Raw genomic sequence first — 23531 nt, forward strand, 5'->3', positions numbered from 1 at the left:
GGGTAGAAGCCCTTCGACACGGAGGAGGCATCATGGACCGGCGCAGACTCCTGGCCTGGCCGCACCGCAGTCCGACGGCGGCATTCGTGATCGCTGCGCTGTGGGCTGCGACAGCCGTCCTGTGGCTGGTCAACCGCCCGGACTCAGGTGGCTCGCTGGTACTCGCGGTCTGCGCCGGCGCCTCCGCGCCGGTGTGGACCGCCCTGGGGGTCCAACGTCTCCGGGCGAAACGGAACGTCGGCGATCAGTAGCCGAAGTTCTGCGTCCACCACGGTCCGCCGGAGCCGAAGTGGACTCCGACGCCGAGGGTCTGGAAGTCGCAGTTCAGTATGTTGGCGCGGTGGCCGGGGCTGTCCATCCAGGCGTCCATCACGGCCTGTGGGTCGGTCTGGCCGCGGGCTATGTTCTCGCCGCCGAGGTTGCTGATGCCCGCCGCCGCCGCCCGGTCCCACGGGGTCGCGCCGCCGGGGTCGGTGTGGTCGAAGAAGCCCTCCGTGGCCATGGCCTTGCTGAAACCCTCGGCCAGTTCGCGCAGGGCGCTGTTCGCGGCCACCGGGCTGCAGCCGGCCTTGGCCCGCTCGTCGTTGACCAGCTTGAGCACCTGGGCCTGGGCGAGGGTCTCCTCCGACACGGCGGCCGGCGCGCTGGGCGGCGCGGGCTCCTCGGCGGCCGGGCGCGAGGGCGTGGGCTTCGGCTCGGCGCTCGGGGTCGTCTCCGGCTTCTTCGTCTTCGACGGGGTCTCGGCCGGGGCCGCCGGCTTCGAGGCCGAGGGGGAGGCCGTGGACGGCGCGGGGGACGGGGTGTCCTTGGACGACGCGGAGCCGGACGGCGACGACGGCGACGAGGACCGGTCGGCGCCGCGGCTCGTGGAGCCGTCGCCGCCGCGGCCGGTGTCGGCGCTGCCGGAGGTGCCGCCCTGCTCGCTCGGGCCGTTCGTCGGGGTGTCCCGGGCCTGCACCCGGTCGCCCCCGCCGCTGCCCCCGCCGATCCGGTAGTTGTCGAGGCCCGGCACCGCGCCCGTGGCCACCGCCACGGTGCCGATGGCGACCGCGGCGGAGACACCGAGCAGCCCGGTGCGGACCGGGGTGGCGGCCTTCTTCCGGCGTCTGCGGTGGCCTCCCGCGGGCTGCGGGCCGTCCTCGGGGGCGTATCCGTCACTGGGGAAGGCGACCGTGCGGGCGGCCCGCGGGCCCTCGCCGTCGGGGTCGTCCGCGTACAGGTAGGCGTCGCTCCTGGCGCGGACCTCGGCGTACGCCTCGGGGTTCAGGTAGGGCGCGATCCCCATGGTCGGGCGGTCGCCCGCGTCCGGCGTCCGCGCGTCGCGTCCCGCCGTACCGTCCGGCTGATGGTCCCCCGTGGCGCGGCCCGTGGCGGCGCGGCCGGCGGCGGAGCGTCGGTGGCGTCCCATGTCCTGGCCTTCCTCGTCCCCGTCGTCCCGGGCGACGCGTCCTCACGATCAACACCGAACTCACACCTTCGGGTGAGTTTCAGATGAGATTCATTGGACCGGGACGGTACCGCATGGCGCGAGGGGGTGAAGTGTCCGGCGGGACATTGACTGGTTAGGTTGCAGTCATGAGCGAGGATGTACGACTGGTCGCGTGGGTGCGCGGACAGGTCCAGGGCGTCGGTTTCCGCTGGTTCACGCGGGCCCGGGCGCTGGAACTCGGCGGCATGAGTGGTTTTGCTCTCAATCTGGCCGACGGGCGCGTCCAGGTCGTCGCCGAGGGCCCGCGGGAGCGCTGCGAAGGGCTCCTCGACTGGCTGCACGGCGACGACACGCCCGGACGCGTGGACGGCGTCACCGAGATCTGGGACACACCTCGCGGCGGCTACGACGGCTTCGCCATCCGCTGACACCGCGCCGTCCGAGATCTCCCCGATGCCCGCTCCGGCCCTCCCCGCAGGGGTGGCCGGAGCGAAAACGGGCAGGTGGTTGCCAAGGGACGGCCCGTCGTGGGAGGCTCCGCAACCAGAAAGATCGCCACGCCCCGAGGGGTCCGCAGGAGTCGCAGCGTCGCCGCTTCCCGGCCGCATGCCCCCGGACGCCCGTCGATACGGGGCGTGATCGTGTTGACCGTCAAACTTTTTGGTGAGACGCTGAAAGCCCCGCGCACCTTAGCTGTTTGGCATGGTTGAACGGCAGTAAAAACTCCAAAGTGCCAAGCACCGCGGGTGCGAATCCCTCACGACCCACACCGCTTCGGTCGGTCACTCATTGTGGAGGACCATCCATCATGGCAAAGGCGCTTCTCGGTTACGTCGGCGGCTCCGACCCTCGACTCCTCGCTGAGATGCGACGGCTCCAGCAGCGCGTCCAGGACCTGGAATCCGAGCTCGGACGAATCCAGGCGGAGAACGACATGCTGGCGGCTGCCGCTTCTCACGACAGGATCATGGAGAGCGTTGACGCACACCAGGCGGAGCCTGCGCTCACCTGATCACTGCATCGCTCCACGCACGGCACGCAGTGGTCGGGCCCGCCCGTACAACCGCTAGGTGTCAGAGTCTGCAAGGGACGCTTCGGCGTCCCTTCTTTCTTTCCTGCCCCCGTCCCAGCGCCGCGTCCGACCGGACTTCCCTGCCCCGCGCATCCTTTCACCCTCTTCAACGTCTGATGTGCCCTGCACGTTCACGGGCGAAACCGCGGGGGTTCACCGGTTCATGGAGTGAGACACCCCCGAAAGGTAGAGTCCGGCGGCGTGCACCTGAAGGCCCTGACCCTGCGCGGGTTCAAATCGTTCGCCTCGGCGACCACGCTCCGGTTCGAGCCCGGCATCACCTGCGTCGTCGGACCGAACGGCTCGGGCAAGTCCAACGTCGTGGACGCGCTCAGCTGGGTCATGGGCGAACAGGGCGCCAAGTCGCTGCGCGGCGGCAAGATGGAGGACGTCATCTTCGCCGGCACCACCGGCCGCCCGCCGCTCGGCCGGGCCGAGGTGTCGCTGACCATCGACAACTCCGACGGTGCGCTGCCCATCGAGTACGCCGAGGTCACCATCACGCGGATCATGTTCCGCAACGGCGGCAGCGAGTACCAGATCAACGGCGACACCTGCCGCCTCCTGGACATCCAGGAACTCCTGTCCGACTCCGGCATCGGCCGGGAGATGCACGTCATCGTCGGTCAGGGCCAGCTCGACTCCGTCCTGCACGCCGACCCCATGGGCCGCCGCGCGTTCATCGAGGAGGCCGCGGGCGTCCTCAAGCACCGCAAGCGCAAGGAGAAGGCGCTCAGGAAACTGGACGCGATGCAGGCCAACCTCGCGCGCGTGCAGGACCTCACCGACGAGCTGCGGCGCCAGCTCAAGCCGCTGGGCCGGCAGGCCGCGGTGGCACGGCGGGCCGCCGTCATCCAGGCCGACCTGCGGGACGCGCGCCTCAGGCTGCTCGCCGACGACCTGGTACGCCTGCGCGAGGCGCTCCAGGCCGAGATCGCCGACGAGGCCGCGCTCAAGGAGCGCAAGGAGGCCGCCGAACGGGAACTGGGCAAGGCGCTGCGCCGCGAGGCCGACCTGGAGGACGAGGTCCGCCGGCTGACCCCGCGCCTCCAGCGCGCCCAGCAGACCTGGTACGAGCTGTCGCAGCTCGCCGAGCGGGTGCGCGGCACCGTCTCGCTGGCCGAGGCGCGGGTGAAGAGCGCCACCTCCGCACCTCCCGAGGAGCGCCGCGGCCGCGACCCCGAGGAACTGGAGCGCGAGGCCGCCCGCGTCCGCGAGCAGGAGGCGGAACTCGAGGCGGCCCTGGAGGCGGCCGAGCACGCCCTGGAGGACACCGTCGCCCACCGCGCGGACCTCGAACGCGAGCTGGCCCAGGAGGAGCGCCGCCTCAAGGACGCCGCGCGGGCGATCGCCGACCGCCGTGAGGGGCTGGCCCGGCTCAGCGGTCAGGTCGGCGCCGCACGTTCGCGCGCCGCCTCGGCGCAGGCCGAGATCGAGCGGCTGGCCGAGGCCAGGGACGAGTCCCGGGAACGCGCCGCCGCCGCCCAGGAGGAGTACGAGACGCTCCAGGCCGAGGTCGACGGCCTCGACGCCGACGACCAGGAACTCGCCGAGCGGCACGATGCCGCGGGGCGCGGGCTGGCCGAGGCGGAGGCCGCGCTCGGTGCCGCCCGTGAGGCGGCCACCGTGGCGGAGCGCGAGCGCGCGGCCACGCGGGCCCGCCACGAGGCCCTGGCCCTCGGGCTGCGCCGCAAGGACGGCACCGGTGCGGTGCTCGCCGCCAAGGACCGGCTCACCGGCCTGCTGGGCCCGGCCGCCGAGCTGCTCACCGTGACGCCCGGTCACGAGGTGGCCCTGGCCGCCGCCTTCGGCGTCGCCGCCGACGCCCTCGCGGTCACCTCCCCGGCGGCCGCCGCCGATGCCATCCGCCTGCTGCGCAAGCAGGACGCCGGCCGGGCCGCCCTGCTGCTCGCCGGCGGCCCCGACGACGTACCGGACGAACCGCGCGCCGACGGGGCACCGTACGCCGCCGACCTCGTCCGGGGCCCGTCGGACCTGATGCCCGCGGTGCGGCGGCTGCTGCGGGGGATCGTCGTCGTCGCCACCCTGGAGGACGCCGAGGACCTCGTCTACGCCCGCCCCGGGCTGACCGCCGTGACGGCCGACGGCGACCTGCTCGGCGCGCACTTCGCGCAGGGCGGGTCGGCCGGGGCGCCCAGCCTCCTGGAGGTGCAGGCGTCCGTCGACCGGGCCGCCGCCGAGCTGGAGGAGCTGGCCGTGCGGTGCGAGGAGCTGGCCGGGGCCCAGGAGGCGGCCGTCGCCCGGCGCCGGGAGTGCGCGGGGCTCGTCGAGGAGCTGGGGGAGCGGCGCCGGGCGGCCGACCGGGAGAAGTCGTCCGTCGCGCAGCAGTTGGGCCGGCTCGCGGGCCAGGCGCGCGGCGCCGCCGGTGAGGCGGAACGGTCCACCGCGGCGGCGGCGCGGGCGCAGGAGGCGCTGGACAAGGCGCTGATGGAGGCTGAGGAGCTGGCCGAGAGGCTTGCGGTGGCCGAGGAGATGCCGGCCGAGGAGGAGCCCGACACCTCCGCGCGCGACCGGCTCGCCGCCGACGGCGCCAACGCCCGTCAGACCGAGATGGAGGCCCGCCTCCAGGTCCGCACCCACGAGGAGCGGGTCAAGGGCCTCGCCGGACGGGCCGACTCCCTGGACCGGGCGGCCCGCGCCGAACGCGAGGCACGCGCCCGTGCCGAACAGCGCCGGGCCCGGCTGCGGCACGAGGCGGCGGTCGCCGAGGCGGTCGCCGCCGGCGCCCGGCAACTCCTCGCCCACGTCGAGGTCTCGCTGACCCGCGCCGGCGAGGAGCGCACCGCCGCCGAGGCGGCCAAGGCCCGGCGCGAGCAGGAACTGACCGCCGAGCGCACCGCGGGACGCGACCTCAAGGCGGAGCTGGACAAGTTGACGGATTCGGTGCACCGCGGGGAGGTACTCGGCGCCGAGAAGCGGCTGCGCATCGAGCAGCTGGAGACCAAGGCGCTGGAGGAACTCGGTGTGGAACCGGCGGGGCTGGCGGCCGAGTACGGCCCCCATCAGCAGGTGCCGCCCTCGCCCCCCGCCGAGGGCGAGGAACTGCCGGAGGACCCCGGGCATCCGCGCAACCGCCCGCGCCCCTTCGTCCGTTCCGAGCAGGAGAAGCGCCTGCGGGCCGCCGAGCGCGCCTACCAGCAGCTGGGCAAGGTCAACCCGCTGGCCCTGGAGGAGTTCGCGGCGCTGGAGGAGCGGCACCAGTTCCTCAGCGAGCAACTGGAAGACCTGAAGAAGACCCGCGCCGACCTGCTCCAGGTCGTCAAGGAGGTCGACGAACGCGTCGAACAGGTCTTCACCGAGGCGTTCCGGGACACGGCCCGGGAGTTCGAGGGCGTCTTCAGCAGGCTCTTCCCGGGCGGTGACGGGCGGTTGATCCTCACCGACCCCGACAACATGCTGACCACGGGAGTGGACGTCGAGGCCCGGCCGCCGGGGAAGAAGGTCAAGCGGCTCTCGCTGCTCTCCGGCGGGGAGCGTTCGCTGACGGCGGTGGCGATGCTGGTGTCGATCTTCAAGGCGCGGCCCAGCCCGTTCTACGTCATGGACGAGGTCGAGGCGGCGCTCGACGACACCAACCTCCAGCGGCTGATCCGGATCATGCAGGAGCTGCAGGAGGCCTCGCAGCTGATCGTCATCACGCACCAGAAGCGGACGATGGAGGTCGCCGACGCGCTGTATGGCGTGTCCATGCAAGGCGATGGTGTGTCGAAGGTCATCAGCCAGCGACTGCGCCAGTCCTGACCTCAATTGCTTCAACTCTTGAACACATAGGTCCTTGAGGCATCTAGAAACTCACAGCACTCGACCTATTGACTTCGATACTTGAAGGCATAGTCTCTGCAACGTTGCTTTTACCTTCAGGTTCCTTTCAGGGTGCCGAAGGCGATCCACCCCGGCGGCGTTGCCGGTAGCCCGAGGAGTACACGTGTCCCGCACAGCGCAGGCAGCCAGTTCAGAAGCCAGGAGGGCTCATCCCGAGCATCTCGGGCGGGTCGTCTTCATCACGGCGGCGGCCGCGATGGGCGGTTTCCTCTTCGGCTACGACAGTTCCGTGATCAACGGTGCCGTCGAGGCCATCCGCGACCGTTACGACGTCGGATCCGCGGTACTGGCCCAGGTCATCGCCGTCGCGCTGATCGGCTGTGCCATCGGCGCCGCCACGGCCGGCCGGATCGCGGACCGGATCGGCCGTATCCGCTGCATGCAGATCGCGGCGGTCCTCTTCACCGTCAGTGCCGTCGGCTCCGCGCTGCCCTTCGCGCTGTGGGACCTCGCCATGTGGCGCGTCATCGGCGGCTTCGCCATCGGCATGGCCTCCGTGATCGGCCCCGCCTACATCGCCGAGGTCTCCCCGCCCGCCTACCGCGGCCGGCTCGCCTCCTTCCAGCAGGCCGCCATCGTCTTCGGCATCGCGGTCTCGCAGCTGGTCAACTGGGGTCTGCTGAACGCCGCAGGCGGCGACCAGCGCGGTGAGCTGATGGGCCTGGAGGCCTGGCAGGTCATGCTCGGCATCATGGTCGTCCCGGCGATCGTCTACGGCCTGCTCTCCTTTGCCATCCCGGAGTCCCCGCGGTTCCTGGTCTCCGTCGGCAAGCACGAGCGCGCCAAGGAGATCCTCCGGGAGGTCGAGGGCAAGGACGTGGACTTCGATGCCCGCGTCGCCGAGATCGAGCACGCGATGCACCGTGAGGAGAAGTCCTCCTTCAAGGACCTGCTCGGCGGGAGCTTCTTCTTCAAGCCGATCGTCTGGATCGGTATCGGCCTGTCGGTCTTCCAGCAGTTCGTCGGCATCAACGTCGCCTTCTACTACTCGTCGACGCTGTGGCAGTCGGTCGGCGTCGACCCGACGCAGTCGTTCTTCTACTCGTTCACGACCTCGATCATCAACATCGTCGGCACCGTGATCGCGATGATCTTCGTGGACCGCGTCGGCCGCAAGCCGCTCGCCCTCATCGGCTCGGTCGGCATGGTGATCGCGCTGGCGCTGGAGGCCTGGGCCTTCTCCTCCGACCTCGTCGACGGCACGCTCCCGGCCACCCAGGGCTGGATCGCCCTGATCGCCGCCCACCTGTTCGTGCTCTTCTTCGCCCTGTCCTGGGGTGTGGTCGTCTGGGTCTTCCTCGGCGAGATGTTCCCCAACCGCATCCGCGCCGCCGCGCTGGGCGTGGCCGCCTCCGCGCAGTGGATCGCCAACTGGGCCATCACGGCGAGCTTCCCGTCGCTGGCCGACTGGAACCTGTCCGGCACGTACGTGATCTACACGATCTTCGCCGCGCTCTCCATCCCGTTCGTCCTGAAGTTCGTGAAGGAGACGAAGGGCAAGGCCCTGGAGGAGATGGGCTGACCGCCCCGCCCCGCCCCGAACCCGGGGAGAAGGGCCAAGTCCCCGCTGCCCCTCTCCCCGTACTGTCCGCCGCCCCCGGCCCGCGCATCCCGCCCGGACCGGGGGCGGCGGTCTGCCGTGTCCGTGGCCGGTCGGGGGGGGGAGCGGGTCCGCCGGCGGCCTGGGGGCGGGGGCGGGTGGCCGGGTCTGTGGTGTGCGGTTCGTGTGGAGTGGCGACCGGGCGCACGAGGGTCTGTGGGTGAAGCGGTGGCTGGGCAGCGGCGGTGGTGTGCGGCGGTCCCCTCCGTGCCGTACGGGTGCGGCTGCCTACCGCGGGTTCCCCTGGTCGGGCGGCTGCCCTACCGGCAGCGCAGGCGCCGGTGTTCCGGGGCGGCGGTCTGTCGTGTCCGTGGCCGGTCGGGGGCCGGGTCTGCCGGCAGCCTGGGCGCGGGGGCGGGTGGCCGGGTCTGTGGTGTGCGGTCCGCGTCGAGTGGCACCGGGCCCACGAGGTCTGTGGGTGAAGCGGTGGCCGGGTGTCGGCGGTGTGTGCGGCGGTCCCGTCCGTGCGGTACGGGTGCGGCTGCCTAGCGCGGGTTCTCCTGGTCGGGCGGCTGCCTTACCGGCGGCGCAGGCGCCGGCGGTCCCTGCACCCTCCGGCCCGGGCGGCGTGGCGGCCCGGCCTGGGCGGGGCGGCCATCGGCATGCGCGGCGGGGACGGCAGCGCCCCCTCCGCCACGGGGACGGCAGCGCCCCCTCCACCACGGGGTGCAGGGGGCGCGGGCTCGTCCACGGGTGGGACGGGGTGTCAGACGGTCACGGACTCCGGCTGCTCGGTCCGGGCCGCCGCCTTCCCCGGGACGACCACCGCCGGCTTCGGCAGCACGACGTACAGCAGGCCGGAGATGACGACCGTGGCGACCCAGCCCAGGCCGTACTCGCCGATGACGTTGTTCGCGGCGAGGGGGCCGGTGAACCAGTCGGAGGTGGTGAACATCAGGCCCGCGGCCAGGCCCACCGCCCACGCGGCGACGGCCGCGGGGGAGAAGCCGCCGCGGTACCAGTAGGCGCTGGTCCGGCCGGTGTCGGCCAGGGCCTCGCCGTCGTACTCCTTGCGGCGCAGCATGTCCGCGCCGAAGACGCCGACCCACGCGGAGAAGGCGACCGCGAGCAGCGACAGGAAGGCGATGAAGGAGCCCATGAAGCTGGTCGCCACCAGCATCAGCACACCGCCGAAGATCAGCGAGATCACCGCGTTGACGGAGACCGCCCAATGACGCGGGACGGTGAAGCCCAGGGTCTGGGCCGTGAAGCCGGCCGAGTACATGGACATCGAGTTGATCAGCAGCATGCCGATCAGCGCGATGATCAGGTACGGCACCGCGATCCAGGTCGGCAGGATCTCGCCGAGGAAGGAGACCGGGTCGGCGGCCGATGCCAGGTCCGGCGTGGAGACGGCCATGATCATGCCCATCAGCACCATGGGCAGGACGACGATGCCGGCACCGCCGATGGTCACGCCCACGATCCCCTTCGAGGACGCCGTGCGCGGCAGGTAGCGCGTGAAGTCCGGGGCGGACGGGATCCAGCTGACGCCGCCGGCCGCGATCAGACCGACGCCGGTGATCATCGCGGCCACCGAACCGGCGGACCGGTCGAAGACCGCGGACCAGTCGGTGTCGACGACCAGGTAGCCGAGGACCAGCACCGAGAAGGCGCCGAAGAGGTACGTCGCGTACTTGTTGCACTTCTGGACCGCGTTGATTCCCAGCCCCGAGATCGCGAACGTCGCCACGACGAAGGCGAGCAGCGTCACCATGTCCAGCACGCTGTTGGCCCGCACGCCGAACACGATGTCCAGCACGGTGAGCACCGCGTACGCCCCGGTCACCGCGTTGATCGTCTCCCAGCCCCAGCGGGCGACCCAGATCAGCGAACCCGGCAGCAGATTGCCCCGCTGGCCGAACACGGCCCGCGACAGCGCCATCCCCGGAGCTCCGCCGCGCTTCCCGGCGATGCCGATCAGCCCGACCAGGCCGTACGACACGACCGGCGCGGCGGCCGCGACGACCAGGGCCTGCCAGAAGTTGAGCCGGTACGCCACGACGAGGCTCGCGCCCATCGTGAGCAGCAGCACGCTGATGTTGGCGCCGACCCAGGTCGGGAACAGCTCACGGGTCCGGGCGGTGCGCTCGTGGTCGGGCACCTGCTCGATGCCACGGGTTTCCAGGGCGCCTTCGTTCTCGGCGGTCTTGCTCATGTGGGGGGTCCGTGCCTCGATCGTGGGAGAAGAGGGGGCGGTCGGGACTCTACGCGCGTTGACGCAGCCTCCTCCATCGTACTTTGATCCGACTCCTGCCCTCCAGGGGCCTTTGTCCTTTGGAGGAAGCGACGAGTGGGGTGTCCCCGGGGTCCATGACTGATACTGGACGCGTTATGGAAATCGTCATCCTTGCTGTAGTCATCGCCGTGGTCGTGATCGGCGCGCTCGGCGGGCTGCTCGTGGGCTCGCGCCGCAAGAAGCAGCTGCCTCCGGCGCCGCCCACCACCCCCGACATCACCGCCCCTCCGGCCGAGCCGCACGTCGGCGACGAGGCCGAGACGCCGCGCGACGAAACGCGCCGGACGATAGAGGAGGTCGACCTCCCGGACGGCGGCACCGCCACCGTCGAGGAGCCGCCCGCCGTCGAAGAGCTCGAGATCCCGCAGATCGAGGTCCCCGAGCCCACCGCCGGCCGACTGGTCCGGCTCCGTGCCCGCCTCTCCCGCTCGCAGAACGCCCTCGGCAAGGGCCTGCTCACCCTGCTCTCGCGGGAGCACCTCGACGACGACACCTGGGAGGAGATCGAGGACACCCTGCTCACCGCCGACGTGGGCGTGCAGCCCACCCAGGAGCTGGTCGAGCGGCTGCGCGAGCGGGTGCGGGTGCTCGGCACCCGCACCCCCGACGAGCTGCGCGCCCTGCTGCGCGAGGAGCTGATCAACCTCGTCGGCCCCGACATGGACCGCGAGGTCAAGACCGAGCCGCCGAACAGCAAGCCCGGCATCGTGATGGTCGTCGGCGTCAACGGCACCGGCAAGACCACCACCACCGGCAAGCTCGCCCGCGTCCTGGTCGCCGACGGGCGCACCGTCGTCCTCGGCGCCGCCGACACCTTCCGTGCCGCCGCCGCGGACCAGCTCCAGACCTGGGGCGAGCGGGTCGGCGCGCACACCGTGCGCGGCCCGGAGGCCGGCGACCCGGCCTCCGTCGCCTTCGACGCGGTCAAGGAGGGCAAGGAGATGGGCTCGGACGTCGTGCTCATCGACACCGCCGGCCGCCTGCACACCAAGACCGGCCTCATGGACGAGCTGGGCAAGGTCAAGCGCGTCGTGGAGAAGCACGCCCCGCTGGACGAGGTGCTGCTCGTGCTCGACGCCACCACCGGGCAGAACGGTCTGATCCAGGCCCGGGTCTTCGCCGAGGTCGTCGACATCACCGGCATCGTGCTCACCAAGCTGGACGGCACGGCCAAGGGCGGCATCGTGGTCGCCGTGCAGCGCGAGCTGGGCGTGCCGGTCAAGCTGATCGGGCTCGGCGAGGGCGCGGACGACCTGGCGCCGTTCGAGCCCGCGGCCTTCGTGGACGCCCTCATCGGAGAGTGACCTCCCGCGCGACGCGACGAACCAGAGCGGACTCGGACGCACGTGAGCGCCCGCCCCCGGGATCATTCCGGGAGCGGGCGCTTCGGCGTATCGGGCTGGGGCTCGTCGCGGCAGGACGCGCGCTCGCGCCGTCGTAGGCGGGCCGGGCGCGTCGTGGCGGGCGGCCGGCCGGTCGCGTCGCCGTACGCGTCGCCGTACGGGCCTTCACGCAGGGGTGCGGTACGGGCCTTCGCGCGATGCGGCCGCACAGGCCTTCGCACAGGGTGACCGCACGGCCTCCGTGCCGGAGCGGCGGGCCGTCCGTCTACGCCCGCGAGCGGTGGGCCACGTACGCCAGCGTCCCCAGCAGCAGCCGGGCCGCCGGCGGCTTGGTGGCCGAGTCGAGGTCCGGGTGGCGCAGCCAGCGCACCGGGCCACGGCCCGCGCGGTCGGAGGGCGGGGCCGTGATGTACGTACCGGAACCGAGGCCGCGCAGGTCGAGGGTGGACGGGTCGTCCCAGCCCAGCCGGTAGAGCAGCCGGGGCAGTTCGGCGGCGGCGCCCGGGGCGACGAAGAAGTGGGCGCGGCCCTCGGGGGTCGCCGCGACCGGACCGAGCGGGAGGCCCATGCGCTCCAGCCGGGTCAGCGCCCGCAGCCCGGCGGCCTCGGCGACCTCGATCACGTCGAAGCTCCGCCCGACCGGCAGCATCACCGCGGCACCCGGGAACTGCGCCCAGGCCTCGGTCGCTCCGTCCAGGGTCGCCCCGGCCGGCACCCGGGGGGCGAAGTCCAGCGGATGCGCGCCCGGTGCCGGGCAGTCGGACCGTCCGCACGAGCAGGCCCCCGCCGCGGTCCGGGCGCCCGGCACGACGTCCCAGCCCCAGAGCCCGGTGAACTCGGCCACGACGGTGCACTCGGCGGCGCGGCCCCGGCGGCGCGCGCCGGACCGGGTCTCGCGCATGCCCCGACTGCTGCCGATGCCGATCGTGAAGCCCATGCCCCCTCCAACGGGTCCGACGCAGCGGCGGTTACGCAGCGGACGTGAAACGTGACTCTCTGCTTCCAACTCCCCAGTGCGGCGCGGTTCAGACAGCGTCCGGAAGCACTCCGGGGTGGTGTGCCCGACGGTGCACGCCCCGGTGTGCGCCCTTGCACCTACTCGCGGTTGGCCTATGTCAAGTGAATCGCGTACCGGCCGGGGGGAGTTCATTCGAAGGGGTGGCGAATGGTGGCGATTCCGCAATCGCCATGGCTGGGCGAGTGATCGTAGGACTACTTTGTGTGCATGGAGCCGTGGGGCACATGCACTTGTGGGTATGCCGGAGGCAACTCGGCTTTCCGTTCGAAGGGTGGCAACCACCGGACGGAGGGCCCCAACCACCGGCATTCTGATAGGGCTTGGCGCACTCGGCGACAGGTGGTCTCAGGGATGGGGGCGTTCCAGTGAGCGGCAACGGCGGAAGCGGTACGAGCGCGGGAAGCGCGTCGCACGCTGACAAGCGCCCGAACGAGCTGCTCACTTCGTGGTTCGCCCGCAGCGGCTGGTCCAAGGGCGAACTGGCCCGCCAGGTCAACCGCCGGGCCCGTCAGCTGGGCGCCGGCCACATCTCCACCGACACCTCCCGGGTGCGCCGCTGGCTGGACGGGGAGAATCCGCGCGAGCCGATCCCGCGGATCCTGTCCGAGCTGTTCTCCGAGCGCTTCGGTGTCGTCGTCTCCGTCGAGGACCTGGGCCTGCGCTCCACCCGCCCCACGCCCTCCGCGACCGGGGTCGACCTGCCCTGGACGGGCCCGCAGACCGTGGCCCTGCTCAGCGAGTTCTCGCGCAGCGACCTCATGCTGGCGCGGCGCGGCTTCCTCGGCAGCTCGCTGGCCCTCTCCGCGGGCCCGTCCCTCATCGAGCCCATGCAGCGCTGGCTCGTCCCCTCGCCCCCGGCCGGCCCGCCCGCCGGCCGCGAGCCCGCTCCCGCCTCCCGCGCGCGCGGCCGGCTCTCCCGCCCGGAGCTGGAGCTGCTGGAGTCCACCGCCGTGATGTTCCGCCGCTGGGACGCCCAGTGCGGCGGCGGCCTGCGCCGCAAGGCGGTGGTCGGCCAGCTGCACGAGGTGACCGACCTGCTCCAGGAACCCCAGACCGAGACCACCCGCGCCAAGCTGTTCAAGGTCGCCGCCGAGCTGGCCGAGCTGGCCGGCTGGATGTCGTACGACGTGGGCTTACAACCCACCGCGCAGAAGTACTTCGTACTCGCCCTGCACGCCGCCAAGGAGGCGGGGGACCGGCCGCTCGGCTCGTACATCCTCTCCAGCATGAGCCGCCAGATGATCCACCTCGGCCGGCCCGACGACGCCCTGGAGCTGGTCCACCTCGCCCAGTACGGCAGCCGGGACTGCGCCAGCCCCCGCACCCAGTCGATGCTGTACGCGATGGAGGCCCGCGCCTACGCCAACATGGGCCAGCCCGGCCGCTGCAAGCGCGCGGTGCGCATGGCCGAGGACACCTTCGCCGAGGCCGCCGAGTGGGACGAGCCGGACCCCGACTGGATCCGCTTCTTCTCCGAGGCCGAGCTGTACGGCGAGAACAGCCACTCCTTCCGCGACCTCGCCTACGTGGCCGGCCGCAGCCCCGCCTACGCCTCCCTGGCCGATCCCCTGATGCGCCGGGCCGTGGAGCTGTTCGCCGAGGACGACGAGCACCAGCGCTCCTACGCGCTGAACCTGATCGGCATGGCCACCGTGCACCTGCTGCGCCGCGAACCCGAGGAGAGCACCGGTGTGGCCGTCGAGGCCATGCGCATCGCGAAGAAGGTCCGCTCCGAACGCGTCAACACGCGCATCCGCAAAACCGTCGACACGGCCGTACGCGATTTCGGCGACCTCGGCGAGATCGTCGACCTCACCGAGCGGCTCGCCGTCGAGCTTCCGGAGACCGCCGAAGCGGTCTGACACCCACCGACCCCGGCCGCGGCCGGCCCTCCCGAACTGCCCGACTCGGCTCCCCCATGCCAGGTCATTCGGAGGCCGCCGCGGCCGGACCCCTTTTTGCGCCTAAGCCGGCGCCGCTCTCGCGGACCTGGTTGCTCGCCGTCGAGGTTGCCCAATTGATGGCTGCGGTGATCGTCGGGACGGTTGCGTCACGATAACGGCGGCTCGGCCCGCGAACGGGCAGTTCACTCACGCGTAACACGCACGGCGCCTTCGTCACGGCGGCGAAACAACGAGGGGCGCCGACCGAAACCGCGCTGCGTCAATGTCGTGGCGCATAACAGGCCCGCCCCTCAGTCCCGCCCAGGCCTTCGCCCGCACGGGGCCGTACCAACGACGAGGAGACGCCGATGGCTCCAGCCATCACGCTTGCCGCAGAGGCCGAGCTCTCTGCCGCCAACACAGGCTTCATGCTCATCTGCTCCGCCCTGGTGATGCTGATGACGCCGGCCCTGGCCTTCTTCTACGGAGGCATGGTCCGCGTCAAGAGCACCCTGAACATGCTGATGATGAGCTTCATCAGTCTCGGCATCGTCACCGTCCTGTGGGTGCTCTACGGCTTCTCCATGGCGTTCGGCACCGACACCGGCTCCGTCGTCGGCTGGAACTCCGACTGGGTCGGCCTCAGCAACATCGGCCTGACGGAGCTGTGGGACGGCTACACCATCCCCGTCTTCGTCTTCCTGGTCTTCCAGCTGATGTTCGCGGTGCTCACACCCGCCCTGATCAGTGGCGCCCTCGCGGACCGGGTGAAGTTCACCGCCTGGGCGCTGTTCATCGCCCTGTGGGCCACGGTCGTCTACTTCCCGGTCGCGCACTGGGTCTGGGGCGCCGGCGGCTGGGCCTTCGAGCTGGGCGTGATCGACTTCGCCGGCGGTACGGCCGTGCACATCAACGCCGGCGCCGCGGCTCTCGGCGTGATCCTGGTGATCGGCAAGCGGGTCGGGTTCAAGAAGGACCCGATGCGCCCGCACAGCCTGCCGCTGGTCATGCTCGGCGCCGGTCTGCTGTGGTTCGGCTGGTTCGGCTTCAACGCCGGCTCCTGGCTCGGCAACGACGACGGCGTGGGCGCGCTGATGTTCGTCAACACGCAGGTCGCCACCGGTGCCGCGGTCCTCGGCTGGCTCGCCTACGAGAAGATCCGGCACGGTGCCTTCACCACCCTGGGCGCGGCCTCCGGCGCCGTCTCCGGTCTGGTCGCCATCACCCCGGCGGGCGGCGCGGTCTCCCCGCTCGGCGCGATCGCCATCGGCGTCATCGCCGGTGTGCTGTGCGCCATGGCGGTCGGCCTGAAGTACCGGTTCGGCTACGACGACTCGCTCGACGTGGTCGGCGTCCACCTCGTCGGCGGCATCCTCGGCTCCCTCCTCGTCGGCTTCTTCGCCACCGGCAAGGGCCAGTCCGACGTCGAGGGCCTCTTCTACGGCGGCGGACTGGACCAGTTCTGGAAGCAGTGCGCCGGTGTCTTCGGGGTGCTCGCCTACTCCCTGGTCGTCTCTGCCATCCTCGCCCTGATCCTGCACAAGACCATCGGCATGCGGGTCCCGGAGGACGACGAGGTGACCGGCATCGACCAGGCCGAGCACGCCGAGACCGCATACGACTTCAGCGGTGCCGGCGGCGGTGCCGCCCGGACGACCGCCGCCACGGCCGCCCCGACGGCCACGCAGACCGCGAGCAAGAAGGTGGACGCATGAAGCTCATCACCGCCGTCGTCAAGCCGCACCGGCTCGACGAGATCAAGGAGGCCCTCCAGGCCTTCGGGGTCCACGGCCTGACCGTCACCGAGGCCAGCGGCTACGGCCGCCAGCGCGGCCACACCGAGGTCTACCGGGGTGCCGAGTACACCGTCGACCTGGTGCCCAAGATCCGCATCGAGGTGCTGGTCGAGGACGGCGACGCCGATCAGCTGATCGAGGTCGTGGTCAAGGCGGCCCGCACCGGCAAGATCGGTGACGGCAAGGTGTGGTCGGTCCCGGTCGACACGGCCGTACGGGTGCGGACCGGCGAGCGCGGTCCGGACGCCCTCTGAGGCGGGAAACCAGAACAGGAGTCGCCGGGTGACGAGTACGGACGTGACGAAGGAAGCAGAGGACTCGGGACCCGGCGGCTACGCGGCGGCCCGGCTGCGCCTCCTCACCGAGGGGGCGCGGTCCGGGCCGCCGCGCCGTTCGGCCCTCGCCGGACTGACGGACGACTGGCTGTCGGGCCTCTTCGACGCGGGCACCGGCGGGACGGGCAGAGGCGTCTCGCTCGTCGCCGTCGGCGGCTACGGGCGCGGCGAGCTGTCCCCGCGCAGCGACCTGGACCTGCTCCTGCTGCACGACGGGAGCGACGACAAGGCGGTCGCCGCCCTCGCCGACCGCCTCTGGTACCCCGTCTGGGACCTCGGCCTCGACCTCGACCACTCCGTCCGCACCCCGGCGCAGGCCCGGAAGACCGCCGGGGAGGATCTGAAAGTCCAACTCGGTCTCCTGGACGCCCGCCACCTCGCCGGAGACCTCGGCCTGACCGCGTCCCTGCGCACCACCGTCCTCGCCGACTGGCGCAACCAGGCTCCCAAGCGCCTCCCCGAACTCCGGGAGCTGTGCGCCGAGCGCGCCGAGCGCCAGGGCGAGCTGCAGTTCCTGCTGGAACCCGACCTGAAGGAGGCGCGGGGCGGCCTGCGCGACGCCACCGCCCTGCGCGCCGTCGCCGCGTCCTGGCTGGCCGACGCCCCGCGCGAGGGCCTCGCCGACGCCCGGCGCCGACTGCTCGACGTACGCGACGCGCTCCACCTGACGACCGGGCGGGCGACCGACCGGCTGGCCCTGCAGGAGCAGGACCAGGTGGCGGCCGAACTGGGCCTGCTGGACGCCGACACGCTGCTGCGGCAGGTCTACGAGGCGGCCCGGGTCATCTCGTACGCCGGCGACGTCACCTGGCGCGAGGTGGGGCGCGTGCTGCGGTCGCGCTCCGTGAGGCCGCGGCTGCGCGCCATGCTGGGCGGCGGGAAACCGGCGCCCGAGCGCTCCCCGCTCGCCGAGGGCGTCGTCGAGCACGACGGTGAGGCGGTGCTCGCCCGCACCGCGCGCCCCGAACGCGATCCCGTGCTCCCGCTGCGTGCCGCGGCCGCCGCCGCGCAGGCCGGGCTCCCGCTCTCCCGGTACGCCGTCCGGCGCCTGGCGGCCACCACCCGGCCGCTGCCCACGCCCTGGCCCGCCGAGGCCCGCGAGCAACTGGTGACCCTGCTGGGCTCGGGCCGGCCCACCGTGCAGGTCTGGGAGGCGCTGGAGGCCGAGGGCCTGGTCACCCGGCTGCTGCCCGACTGGGAGCGGGTGCGCTGCCGCCCGCAGCGCAACGCGGTGCACCTGTGGACCGTCGACCGGCACCTGATCGAGACCGCCGTCCGCGCCGCCGGGTTCACCCGCCGCGTGCACCGCCCCGACCTGCTCCTGGTCGCCGCGCTGCTGCACGACATCGGCAAGGGCTGGCCCGGCGACCACTCCGTGGCCGGTGAGACCATCGCCCGCGACGTGGCCGCCCGCATCGGCTTCGACCGCGCGGACACGGCCGTCCTGGCCACCCTCGTACGGCACCACCTGCTGCTCGTCGAGACCGCCACCCGGCGCGACCTCGACGACCCGGCCACCGTGCGCGCGGTCGCCGACGCGGTCGGCTCGGAGCACACCCTGGAGCTGCTGCACGCGCTGACCGAGGCGGACGCGCTGGCCACCGGCCCCGCCGCCTGGTCGTCGTGGCGCGGCTCCCTCGTCGCCGACCTGGTGAAACGCGTCTCGGGGGTGCTGGCCGGGGACCCGCTGGAGGAGCCCGAGGCCGCCGCGCCCACCGCCGAGCAGGAGCGGCTCGCCGTCGAGGCGTTCCGCACGCGCGGGCCGGTGCTGGCGCTGCGGGCCCAGACCGAGCCGCCGGCCGACCCGGCGTCGGCCGATCCGGCGGCGGTCGCCGGTCCCGAGCCGCTCGGTGTGGAGCTGCTGATCGCCGTGCCGGACCAGGAGGGCGTGCTCCCGGCCGTCGCCGGGGTCCTGGCCATGCACCGGCTGACCGTCCGCACCGCCGAGCTGCGGTCCCTGCCGCTGCCGGACGGTGTCGAGGGCTCCGTGCTGCTCCTGGACTGGCGGGTCGCCGCCGAGTACGGCTCGCTGCCCCAGGCCGCACGGCTCCGGGCCGACCTGGTCAGGGCCCTGGACGGCAGCCTGGACATCGCGGCCCGGCTCGCCGAGCGGGACGCAGCCCATCCCCGGCGCCGGGGTGTGGAGCCGCCGCCGCCCCGGGTGACCGTCGCCCCGGCCGCGTCGAGGCTGGCCACGGTGATCGAGGTCCGTGCCCAGGACGCGCCGGGCCTGCTGTTCCGGCTCGGGCGGGCGCTGGAGGCGGCCGGCGTACGGGTACGGAGCGCGCACGTGTCGACGCTGGGGGCGAACGCGGTGGACGCGTTCTACGTGACGCGGGGTGAAGGGGTGCCGTTGCCGGGGGAGGCGGCGGCGTCCGTGGCCCGGGAGCTGGAGGAACTGCTGCGGGCGTGACCTTGTGGTGGCGTCGTGCGTTGCGCCGGATGTGCTCCCCGCCGCCGCGGGGACCCGTCCCTGCCCGCTCTTGCAGCGGGCAGGGACGATTTGCTTGCCGGGCCGGATACCCTGGAGGGCGACCCACATCAACGCCGACGCGAGGACCTACGCCGCCGTGTTCGATACTCTCTCCGACCGCCTGTCAGCCACCTTCAAATCCCTCCGGGGCAAGGGACGGCTGTCCGAGGCGGACATCGACGCCACGGCCCGCGAGATCCGCATCGCGCTCCTCGAGGCCGACGTGGCCCTGCCCGTCGTGCGCGCCTTCATCAAGAAGGTCAAGGAGCGCTCCCTGGGCGCCGAGGTCTCCAAGGCGCTCAACCCCGCCCAGCAGGTCCTCAAGATCGTCAACGAGGAACTGATCGGCATCCTCGGCGGTGAGACCCGCCGCCTGCGCTTCGCCAAGCAGCCGCCGACCGTGATCATGCTGGCGGGTCTGCAGGGTGCCGGTAAGACCACCCTCGCGGGCAAGCTGGGCCGCTGGCTCAAGGAGCAGGGCCACTCGCCGCTCCTGGTCGCCTGTGACCTCCAGCGCCCCAACGCCGTCAACCAGCTCAGCGTCGTCGCCGAGCGCGCCGGCGTCGCGGTCTACGCGCCCGAGCCGGGCAACGGCGTCGGCGACCCGGTCAAGGTCGCCAAGGACTCCATCGAGTTCGCCAAGTCCAAGGTCCACGACCTGGTCATCGTCGACACCGCCGGTCGCCTGGGCATCGACCAGGAGCTGATGCAGCAGGCCGCGGACATCCGTGACGCGGTCTCGCCGGACGAGATCCTCTTCATCGTCGACGCGATGATCGGCCAGGACGCCGTCAACACCGCCGAGGCCTTCCGCGACGGCGTCGGCTTCGACGGCGTGGTGCTCTCCAAGCTCGACGGCGACGCCCGTGGTGGTGCGGCCCTGTCGATCGCCTCGGTGACCGGCAAGCCGATCATGTTCGCCTCGAACGGCGAGAAGCTCGAGGACTTCGACGCCTTCCACCCGGACCGGATGGCCTCCCGCATCCTCGACATGGGTGACCTGCTCACCCTGATCGAGCAGGCGGAGAAGACGTTCAGTCAGGAAGAGGCCGAGAAGATGGCCTCCAAGCTGGCGTCCAAGAAGGGCCAGGACTTCACCCTGGACGACTTCCTGGCCCAGATGGAGCAGGTCCGGAAGATGGGCTCCATCTCCAAGCTGCTCGGCATGCTGCCGGGCATGGGCCAGATGAAGGACCAGATCAACAACCTCGACGAGCGCGACGTCGACCGCACGGCCGCCATCATCAAGTCGATGACCCCGGCCGAGCGTCTGGAGCCGACGATCATCAACGGCTCGCGCCGCGCCCGGATCGCCAAGGGCTCCGGCGTCGACGTCAGCGCGGTCAAGGGCCTGGTCGAGCGGTTCTTCGAGGCCCGCAAGATGATGTCCCGGATGGCCCAGGGCGGCGGCATGCCGGGGATGCCGGGCATGCCGGGCATGGGCGGCGGCCCCGGCCGGCAGAAGAAGCAGCAGAAGAAGGCCAAGGGCAAGCAGCGCTCCGGCAACCCCATGAAGCGCAAGCAGCAGGAGCAGGAGGAGGCCGCCCGCCGCGCGGCCGCCGCGCAGAACGGCGGCGCCCTCGGACTGCCCCAGCAGGGCGGCCAGGACTTCGAGCTGCCGGACGAGTTCAAGAAGTTCATGGGCTGACCTCGGGCCGACGGCCCGATCGGTGTGTACGGCGCTGGGGCGCCCCCTGTCGAAGGGGGCGCCCCAGGGCCGTACATGGACATGCCCAGGCGGCCTTCCTGTCGTAACGTCCGGATATGACCAACCCGTCCCCGCCGCGCAAGGCGTCCGAGCGGCCCTGGCGCACGGAGGGCACGCCCGACGAGCCTCCCAAACCGCCGCCCGGTGGCAGGAGGATGCGCGGCGGCTGGTGGAACCTGGTCCTGGCCGCGCTGGTCGTCTACCTGATCGCCAACCTCGTGCTCTCCTTCTTCAACGAGGGCGACGAGCCGACCATCTCCTACACGGAGTTCAGCAAGCAGGTCGACGAGGGCAACGTCAGGAAGATCTACGCCAAGGGCGACGCGATCGAGGGCGAACTCAAGAAGGAGCGCGACAGACCCGGCGGCGACGGGACGTACACCAAGTTCACGACCGAGCGGCCCACCTTCGCGGACGACCGGCTCTGGGACGACCTGACGAAGAACAACGTCACCGTCACGGCCGAACCGGTGGTCCAGCACCGCAGCTTCCTGTCCAACCTGCTGATCGCGCTGGCCCCGATGCTGCTCCTGGTGGTGCTGTGGATCTTCATCGCGCGGCGCATGAGGGGCGCCCTGGGCGGCGGCGCGGGCGGCATGCTCGGACGCAAGGCGCCGCCCAAGCCGGTCGAGCTGGAGGCGGGCGAGCCGCGGACCACGTTCGCGGACGTGGCCGGGATCGACGAGGTGGAGGGTGAACTCAGCGACGTCGTCGACTTCCTGAAGAACCCGGACGCCTACCGCCGCATGGGCGCGAAGATGCCCCGGGGTGTCCTCCTGACCGGACCGCCCGGCACCGGGAAGACGCTCCTCGCGCGTGCGGTCGCCGGTGAGGCGGGGGTACCGTTCTTCTCCGCGTCCGCGTCCGAGTTCATCGAGATGATCGTGGGCGTGGGCGCCTCCCGGGTGCGGGAGCTGTTCGCCGAGGCCCGCAAGGTCGCGCCGTCGATCATCTTCATCGACGAGATCGACACCATCGGCCGCGCGCGCGGCGGCGGCTCCGGCATGGGAGGCCACGACGAGCGCGAGCAGACGCTGAACCAGATCCTCACCGAGATGGACGGCTTCTCGGGCTCCGAGGGTGTCGTCGTCATCGCCGCCACCAACCGCGCGGACATCCTGGACCCGGCCCTGACCCGCCCCGGCCGCTTCGACCGGGTGGTCAGCGTCTCGCCCCCGGACCGCGGCGGCCGCGAGGCCATCCTGGACATCCACACGCGCGAGATCCCGCTCGCCCCGGACGTCGACCTGGCCCAGGTCGCCCGCACGACCCCGGGCATGACCGGCGCCGAACTGGCGAACCTCGCCAACGAGGCGGCCCTGCTCGCGGTCAGGCGGAAGCAGGACCGGGTGACGCAGGCCAACCTCTCCGAGGCCCTGGAGAAGGTCCAACTGGGCGCCGAACGGCCCCTGGTGATGCCCGAGGAGGAGCGCCGGCGCACCGCGTACCACGAGAGCGGACACGCCCTGCTGGGCATGTTGCAGCCGGGCGCCGACCCCGTCCGCAAGATCACCATCGTGCCGCGCGGGAGGGCGCTCGGGGTGACGCTGTCCACGCCGGACGCGGACAAGTACGCGTACACCGAGGAGTACCTGCGCGGCCGGATCATCGGCGCGCTCGGCGGCATGGCGGCCGAGCACGTGGTGTACGGCGTGATCACGACCGGTTCCGAGAGCGACCTCGAACAGGTCACCGGCATCGCCCGCGGCATGGTCGCCCGCTGGGGCATGAGCGAGCGGGTCGGCCGGCTCTCCGCCCTCCCCGGCGACGCGCAGCAGGCGTACGGCCTCGCCGCCGCTCCCCAGACGCTGGACGCCATCGACGGGGAGATGCGGCGGGTCGTCGACTCCTGCTACGAGGAGGCCGTCCGCAAGCTGCGCGACCACCGCGAACGGCTCGACGCGCTGGCCGAGGCGCTGCTCGCCAACGAGACGCTGGACGAGGCGGAGGCGTACCGCATCGCCGGGATCACCCGGCTCACGAAGGACGGCCCGGAGGCGTGAGCGCCGTGCCTTCCTACTTCTGCGGGAACTTCCAGACGTAGGGCTCGCCGTCCTCCTCCGACCAGTGCGCCTCCACGCTCTTCGCGCCGGCCGGAATCACGTAGGTCTCGCAGAAGACGTGGCTCTCGCCCTGCTTCCAGCTCTCCACGTCGTACGGGTCCTCGCAGCCCGCCGCGTCCTCGGAGGCGCCGACGAGGACGCTGCCGCGCTGTCCGTCGGCGAAGACCGTGGCGCCGTCGTGCACGTCGGAGCCCTCGGTCAGAGCCGGTCCGCTCTTGTGCGTGTACTTGAGGTACGCGGTGGCCAGCACCTTGCCCTTGACGTCCGCGGCGTCCGCCACCGCCTTCGCGGCCTCGGCCTCGGTGCCCACCTCGACCTTCTCCGCCACGACGTCGTAGGTGACCTCGCCCGGGTCCTCGGCGACCTTCCCCGTCGCGCTCTCGCCCGTCGCCAGCTCGCCGCCCGAGGCCGCCTCGGAGGGCGAGGGCGACGCCTCGGTGGTCGCCGGGCTCTTCGCGCCGGTGTCCGAGTCCTCGTCTCCGCCCCCGCACGCGGTGAGGGCGAGGGCGAGGACGGCGACGGGCGCGGCAAGGCGCAGTGCGGTCTTGCGGTGCGGCACTACAGGCTCCTGTATGCAGATGTGTGTATTCCCCCGAACGGTGGATCAGAGTAGAGGTCCATGATCCACCTGGGGAAACCACAGGAGCCCTCGACCGGCATCTTCACCGCATTCACACCTGCACCGGAAGAAGTGGGCCGAACAACGGACACGTTCGATCGGAATCGATC

At 72.1% G+C, this 23531-nt stretch carries 16 protein-coding genes; 12 read left to right on the forward strand and 4 right to left on the reverse strand.

What is annotated here, in order from left to right; translation table 11 throughout:
* The first annotated feature begins 32 nt into the window (after window positions 1-32).
* The gene (locus ACFW01_RS07370) at window positions 33-251 is read left to right on the forward strand and encodes a hypothetical protein (protein ID WP_234960200.1); all 219 of its coding nucleotides are present in this window, start codon (window positions 33-35) and stop codon (window positions 249-251) included.
* Here the strand turns inward: ACFW01_RS07370 and ACFW01_RS07375 are convergent.
* Window positions 245-1408 carry a CAP domain-containing protein gene (locus ACFW01_RS07375; RefSeq protein ID WP_234960199.1) on the reverse strand — a complete coding sequence of 388 codons (1164 nt, stop codon included), beginning with the start codon at window positions 1406-1408 and terminating at the stop codon, window positions 245-247. The genes ACFW01_RS07370 and ACFW01_RS07375 overlap by 7 nt on opposite strands.
* Before the next feature lie 167 nt (window positions 1409-1575).
* Between ACFW01_RS07375 and ACFW01_RS07380 the strand changes: the two genes are divergently transcribed.
* The 4 genes from ACFW01_RS07380 to ACFW01_RS07395 all read left to right on the forward strand — a co-directional run bounded on the left by ACFW01_RS07380 (window position 1576) and on the right by ACFW01_RS07395 (window position 7866).
* Window positions 1576-1857: an acylphosphatase gene (locus ACFW01_RS07380; RefSeq protein WP_125491686.1), complete on the forward strand. Its 282-nt coding sequence runs from the start codon at window positions 1576-1578 to the stop codon at window positions 1855-1857.
* 380 nt (window positions 1858-2237) lie between these two features.
* Window positions 2238-2441, forward strand: coding sequence for a hypothetical protein (locus ACFW01_RS07385; protein WP_125491684.1), 204 nt, complete (start codon window positions 2238-2240; stop codon window positions 2439-2441).
* A gap of 261 nt (window positions 2442-2702) precedes the next feature.
* On the forward strand, window positions 2703-6263 hold the full coding sequence (smc, locus tag ACFW01_RS07390) for a chromosome segregation protein SMC (protein ID WP_234960198.1): 3561 nt from the start codon (window positions 2703-2705) through the stop codon (window positions 6261-6263).
* Window positions 6264-6447: 184 nt separating this feature from the next.
* Window positions 6448-7866 carry a sugar porter family MFS transporter gene (locus ACFW01_RS07395; RefSeq protein ID WP_234960197.1) on the forward strand — a complete coding sequence of 473 codons (1419 nt, stop codon included), beginning with the start codon at window positions 6448-6450 and terminating at the stop codon, window positions 7864-7866.
* Between the two features lie 784 nt (window positions 7867-8650).
* Here ACFW01_RS07395 and ACFW01_RS07400 read toward each other — a convergent pair.
* Window positions 8651-10102 (reverse strand): cytosine permease, encoded by a 1452-nt coding sequence (locus ACFW01_RS07400; RefSeq protein ID WP_234960196.1) that lies wholly within the window; start codon window positions 10100-10102, stop codon window positions 8651-8653.
* A 176-nt stretch (window positions 10103-10278) separates the two neighbouring features.
* Between ACFW01_RS07400 and ftsY the strand changes: the two genes are divergently transcribed.
* On the forward strand, window positions 10279-11487 hold the full coding sequence (ftsY, locus tag ACFW01_RS07405; protein WP_234960195.1) for a signal recognition particle-docking protein FtsY: 1209 nt from the start codon (window positions 10279-10281) through the stop codon (window positions 11485-11487).
* Window positions 11488-11791: 304 nt separating this feature from the next.
* Here ftsY and ACFW01_RS07410 read toward each other — a convergent pair whose 3' ends face one another.
* Window positions 11792-12463 carry a bifunctional DNA primase/polymerase gene (locus ACFW01_RS07410; protein ID WP_234960194.1) on the reverse strand — a complete coding sequence of 224 codons (672 nt, stop codon included), beginning with the start codon at window positions 12461-12463 and terminating at the stop codon, window positions 11792-11794.
* Window positions 12464-12909: 446 nt separating this feature from the next.
* On the opposite strand from ACFW01_RS07410, the gene ACFW01_RS07415 reads away from it, so the two are divergent.
* The 6 genes from ACFW01_RS07415 (at window position 12910) to ftsH (ending at window position 22742) form a co-directional block, all read left to right on the forward strand.
* Window positions 12910-14406, forward strand: coding sequence for a hypothetical protein (locus tag ACFW01_RS07415; RefSeq protein WP_234960193.1), 1497 nt, complete (start codon window positions 12910-12912; stop codon window positions 14404-14406).
* Between the two features lie 389 nt (window positions 14407-14795).
* On the forward strand, window positions 14796-16142 hold the full coding sequence (locus ACFW01_RS07420) for an ammonium transporter (protein WP_234960192.1): 1347 nt from the start codon (window positions 14796-14798) through the stop codon (window positions 16140-16142).
* Window positions 16139-16477 (forward strand): P-II family nitrogen regulator, encoded by a 339-nt coding sequence (locus ACFW01_RS07425; protein ID WP_122615177.1) that lies wholly within the window; start codon window positions 16139-16141, stop codon window positions 16475-16477. Before ACFW01_RS07420 ends, ACFW01_RS07425 begins: the two co-directional genes overlap by 4 nt.
* Window positions 16478-16505: 28 nt before the next feature.
* Entirely contained in the window at window positions 16506-18971 is a 2466-nt protein-coding gene (locus ACFW01_RS07430) for a [protein-PII] uridylyltransferase (RefSeq protein ID WP_384502597.1), read from the forward strand.
* Window positions 18972-19128: 157 nt separating this feature from the next.
* A complete protein-coding gene (gene ffh / locus ACFW01_RS07435) occupies window positions 19129-20679 on the forward strand; it encodes a signal recognition particle protein (protein WP_234960190.1) in 1551 nt (516 codons plus the stop codon).
* Window positions 20680-20795: 116 nt separating this feature from the next.
* Window positions 20796-22742, forward strand: coding sequence for an ATP-dependent zinc metalloprotease FtsH (gene ftsH / locus ACFW01_RS07440; protein ID WP_234960189.1), 1947 nt, complete (start codon window positions 20796-20798; stop codon window positions 22740-22742).
* A 13-nt stretch (window positions 22743-22755) separates the two neighbouring features.
* Here the strand turns inward: ftsH and ACFW01_RS07445 are convergent, their stop codons facing one another.
* Window positions 22756-23361: a hypothetical protein gene (locus ACFW01_RS07445; RefSeq protein ID WP_234960188.1), complete on the reverse strand. Its 606-nt coding sequence runs from the start codon at window positions 23359-23361 to the stop codon at window positions 22756-22758.
* Window positions 23362-23531: the final 170 nt, after the last annotated feature.

It is taken from the genome of Streptomyces sp. NPDC058985 (assembly GCF_042740985.1).
GTDB lineage: Bacteria > Actinomycetota > Actinomycetes > Streptomycetales > Streptomycetaceae > Streptomyces.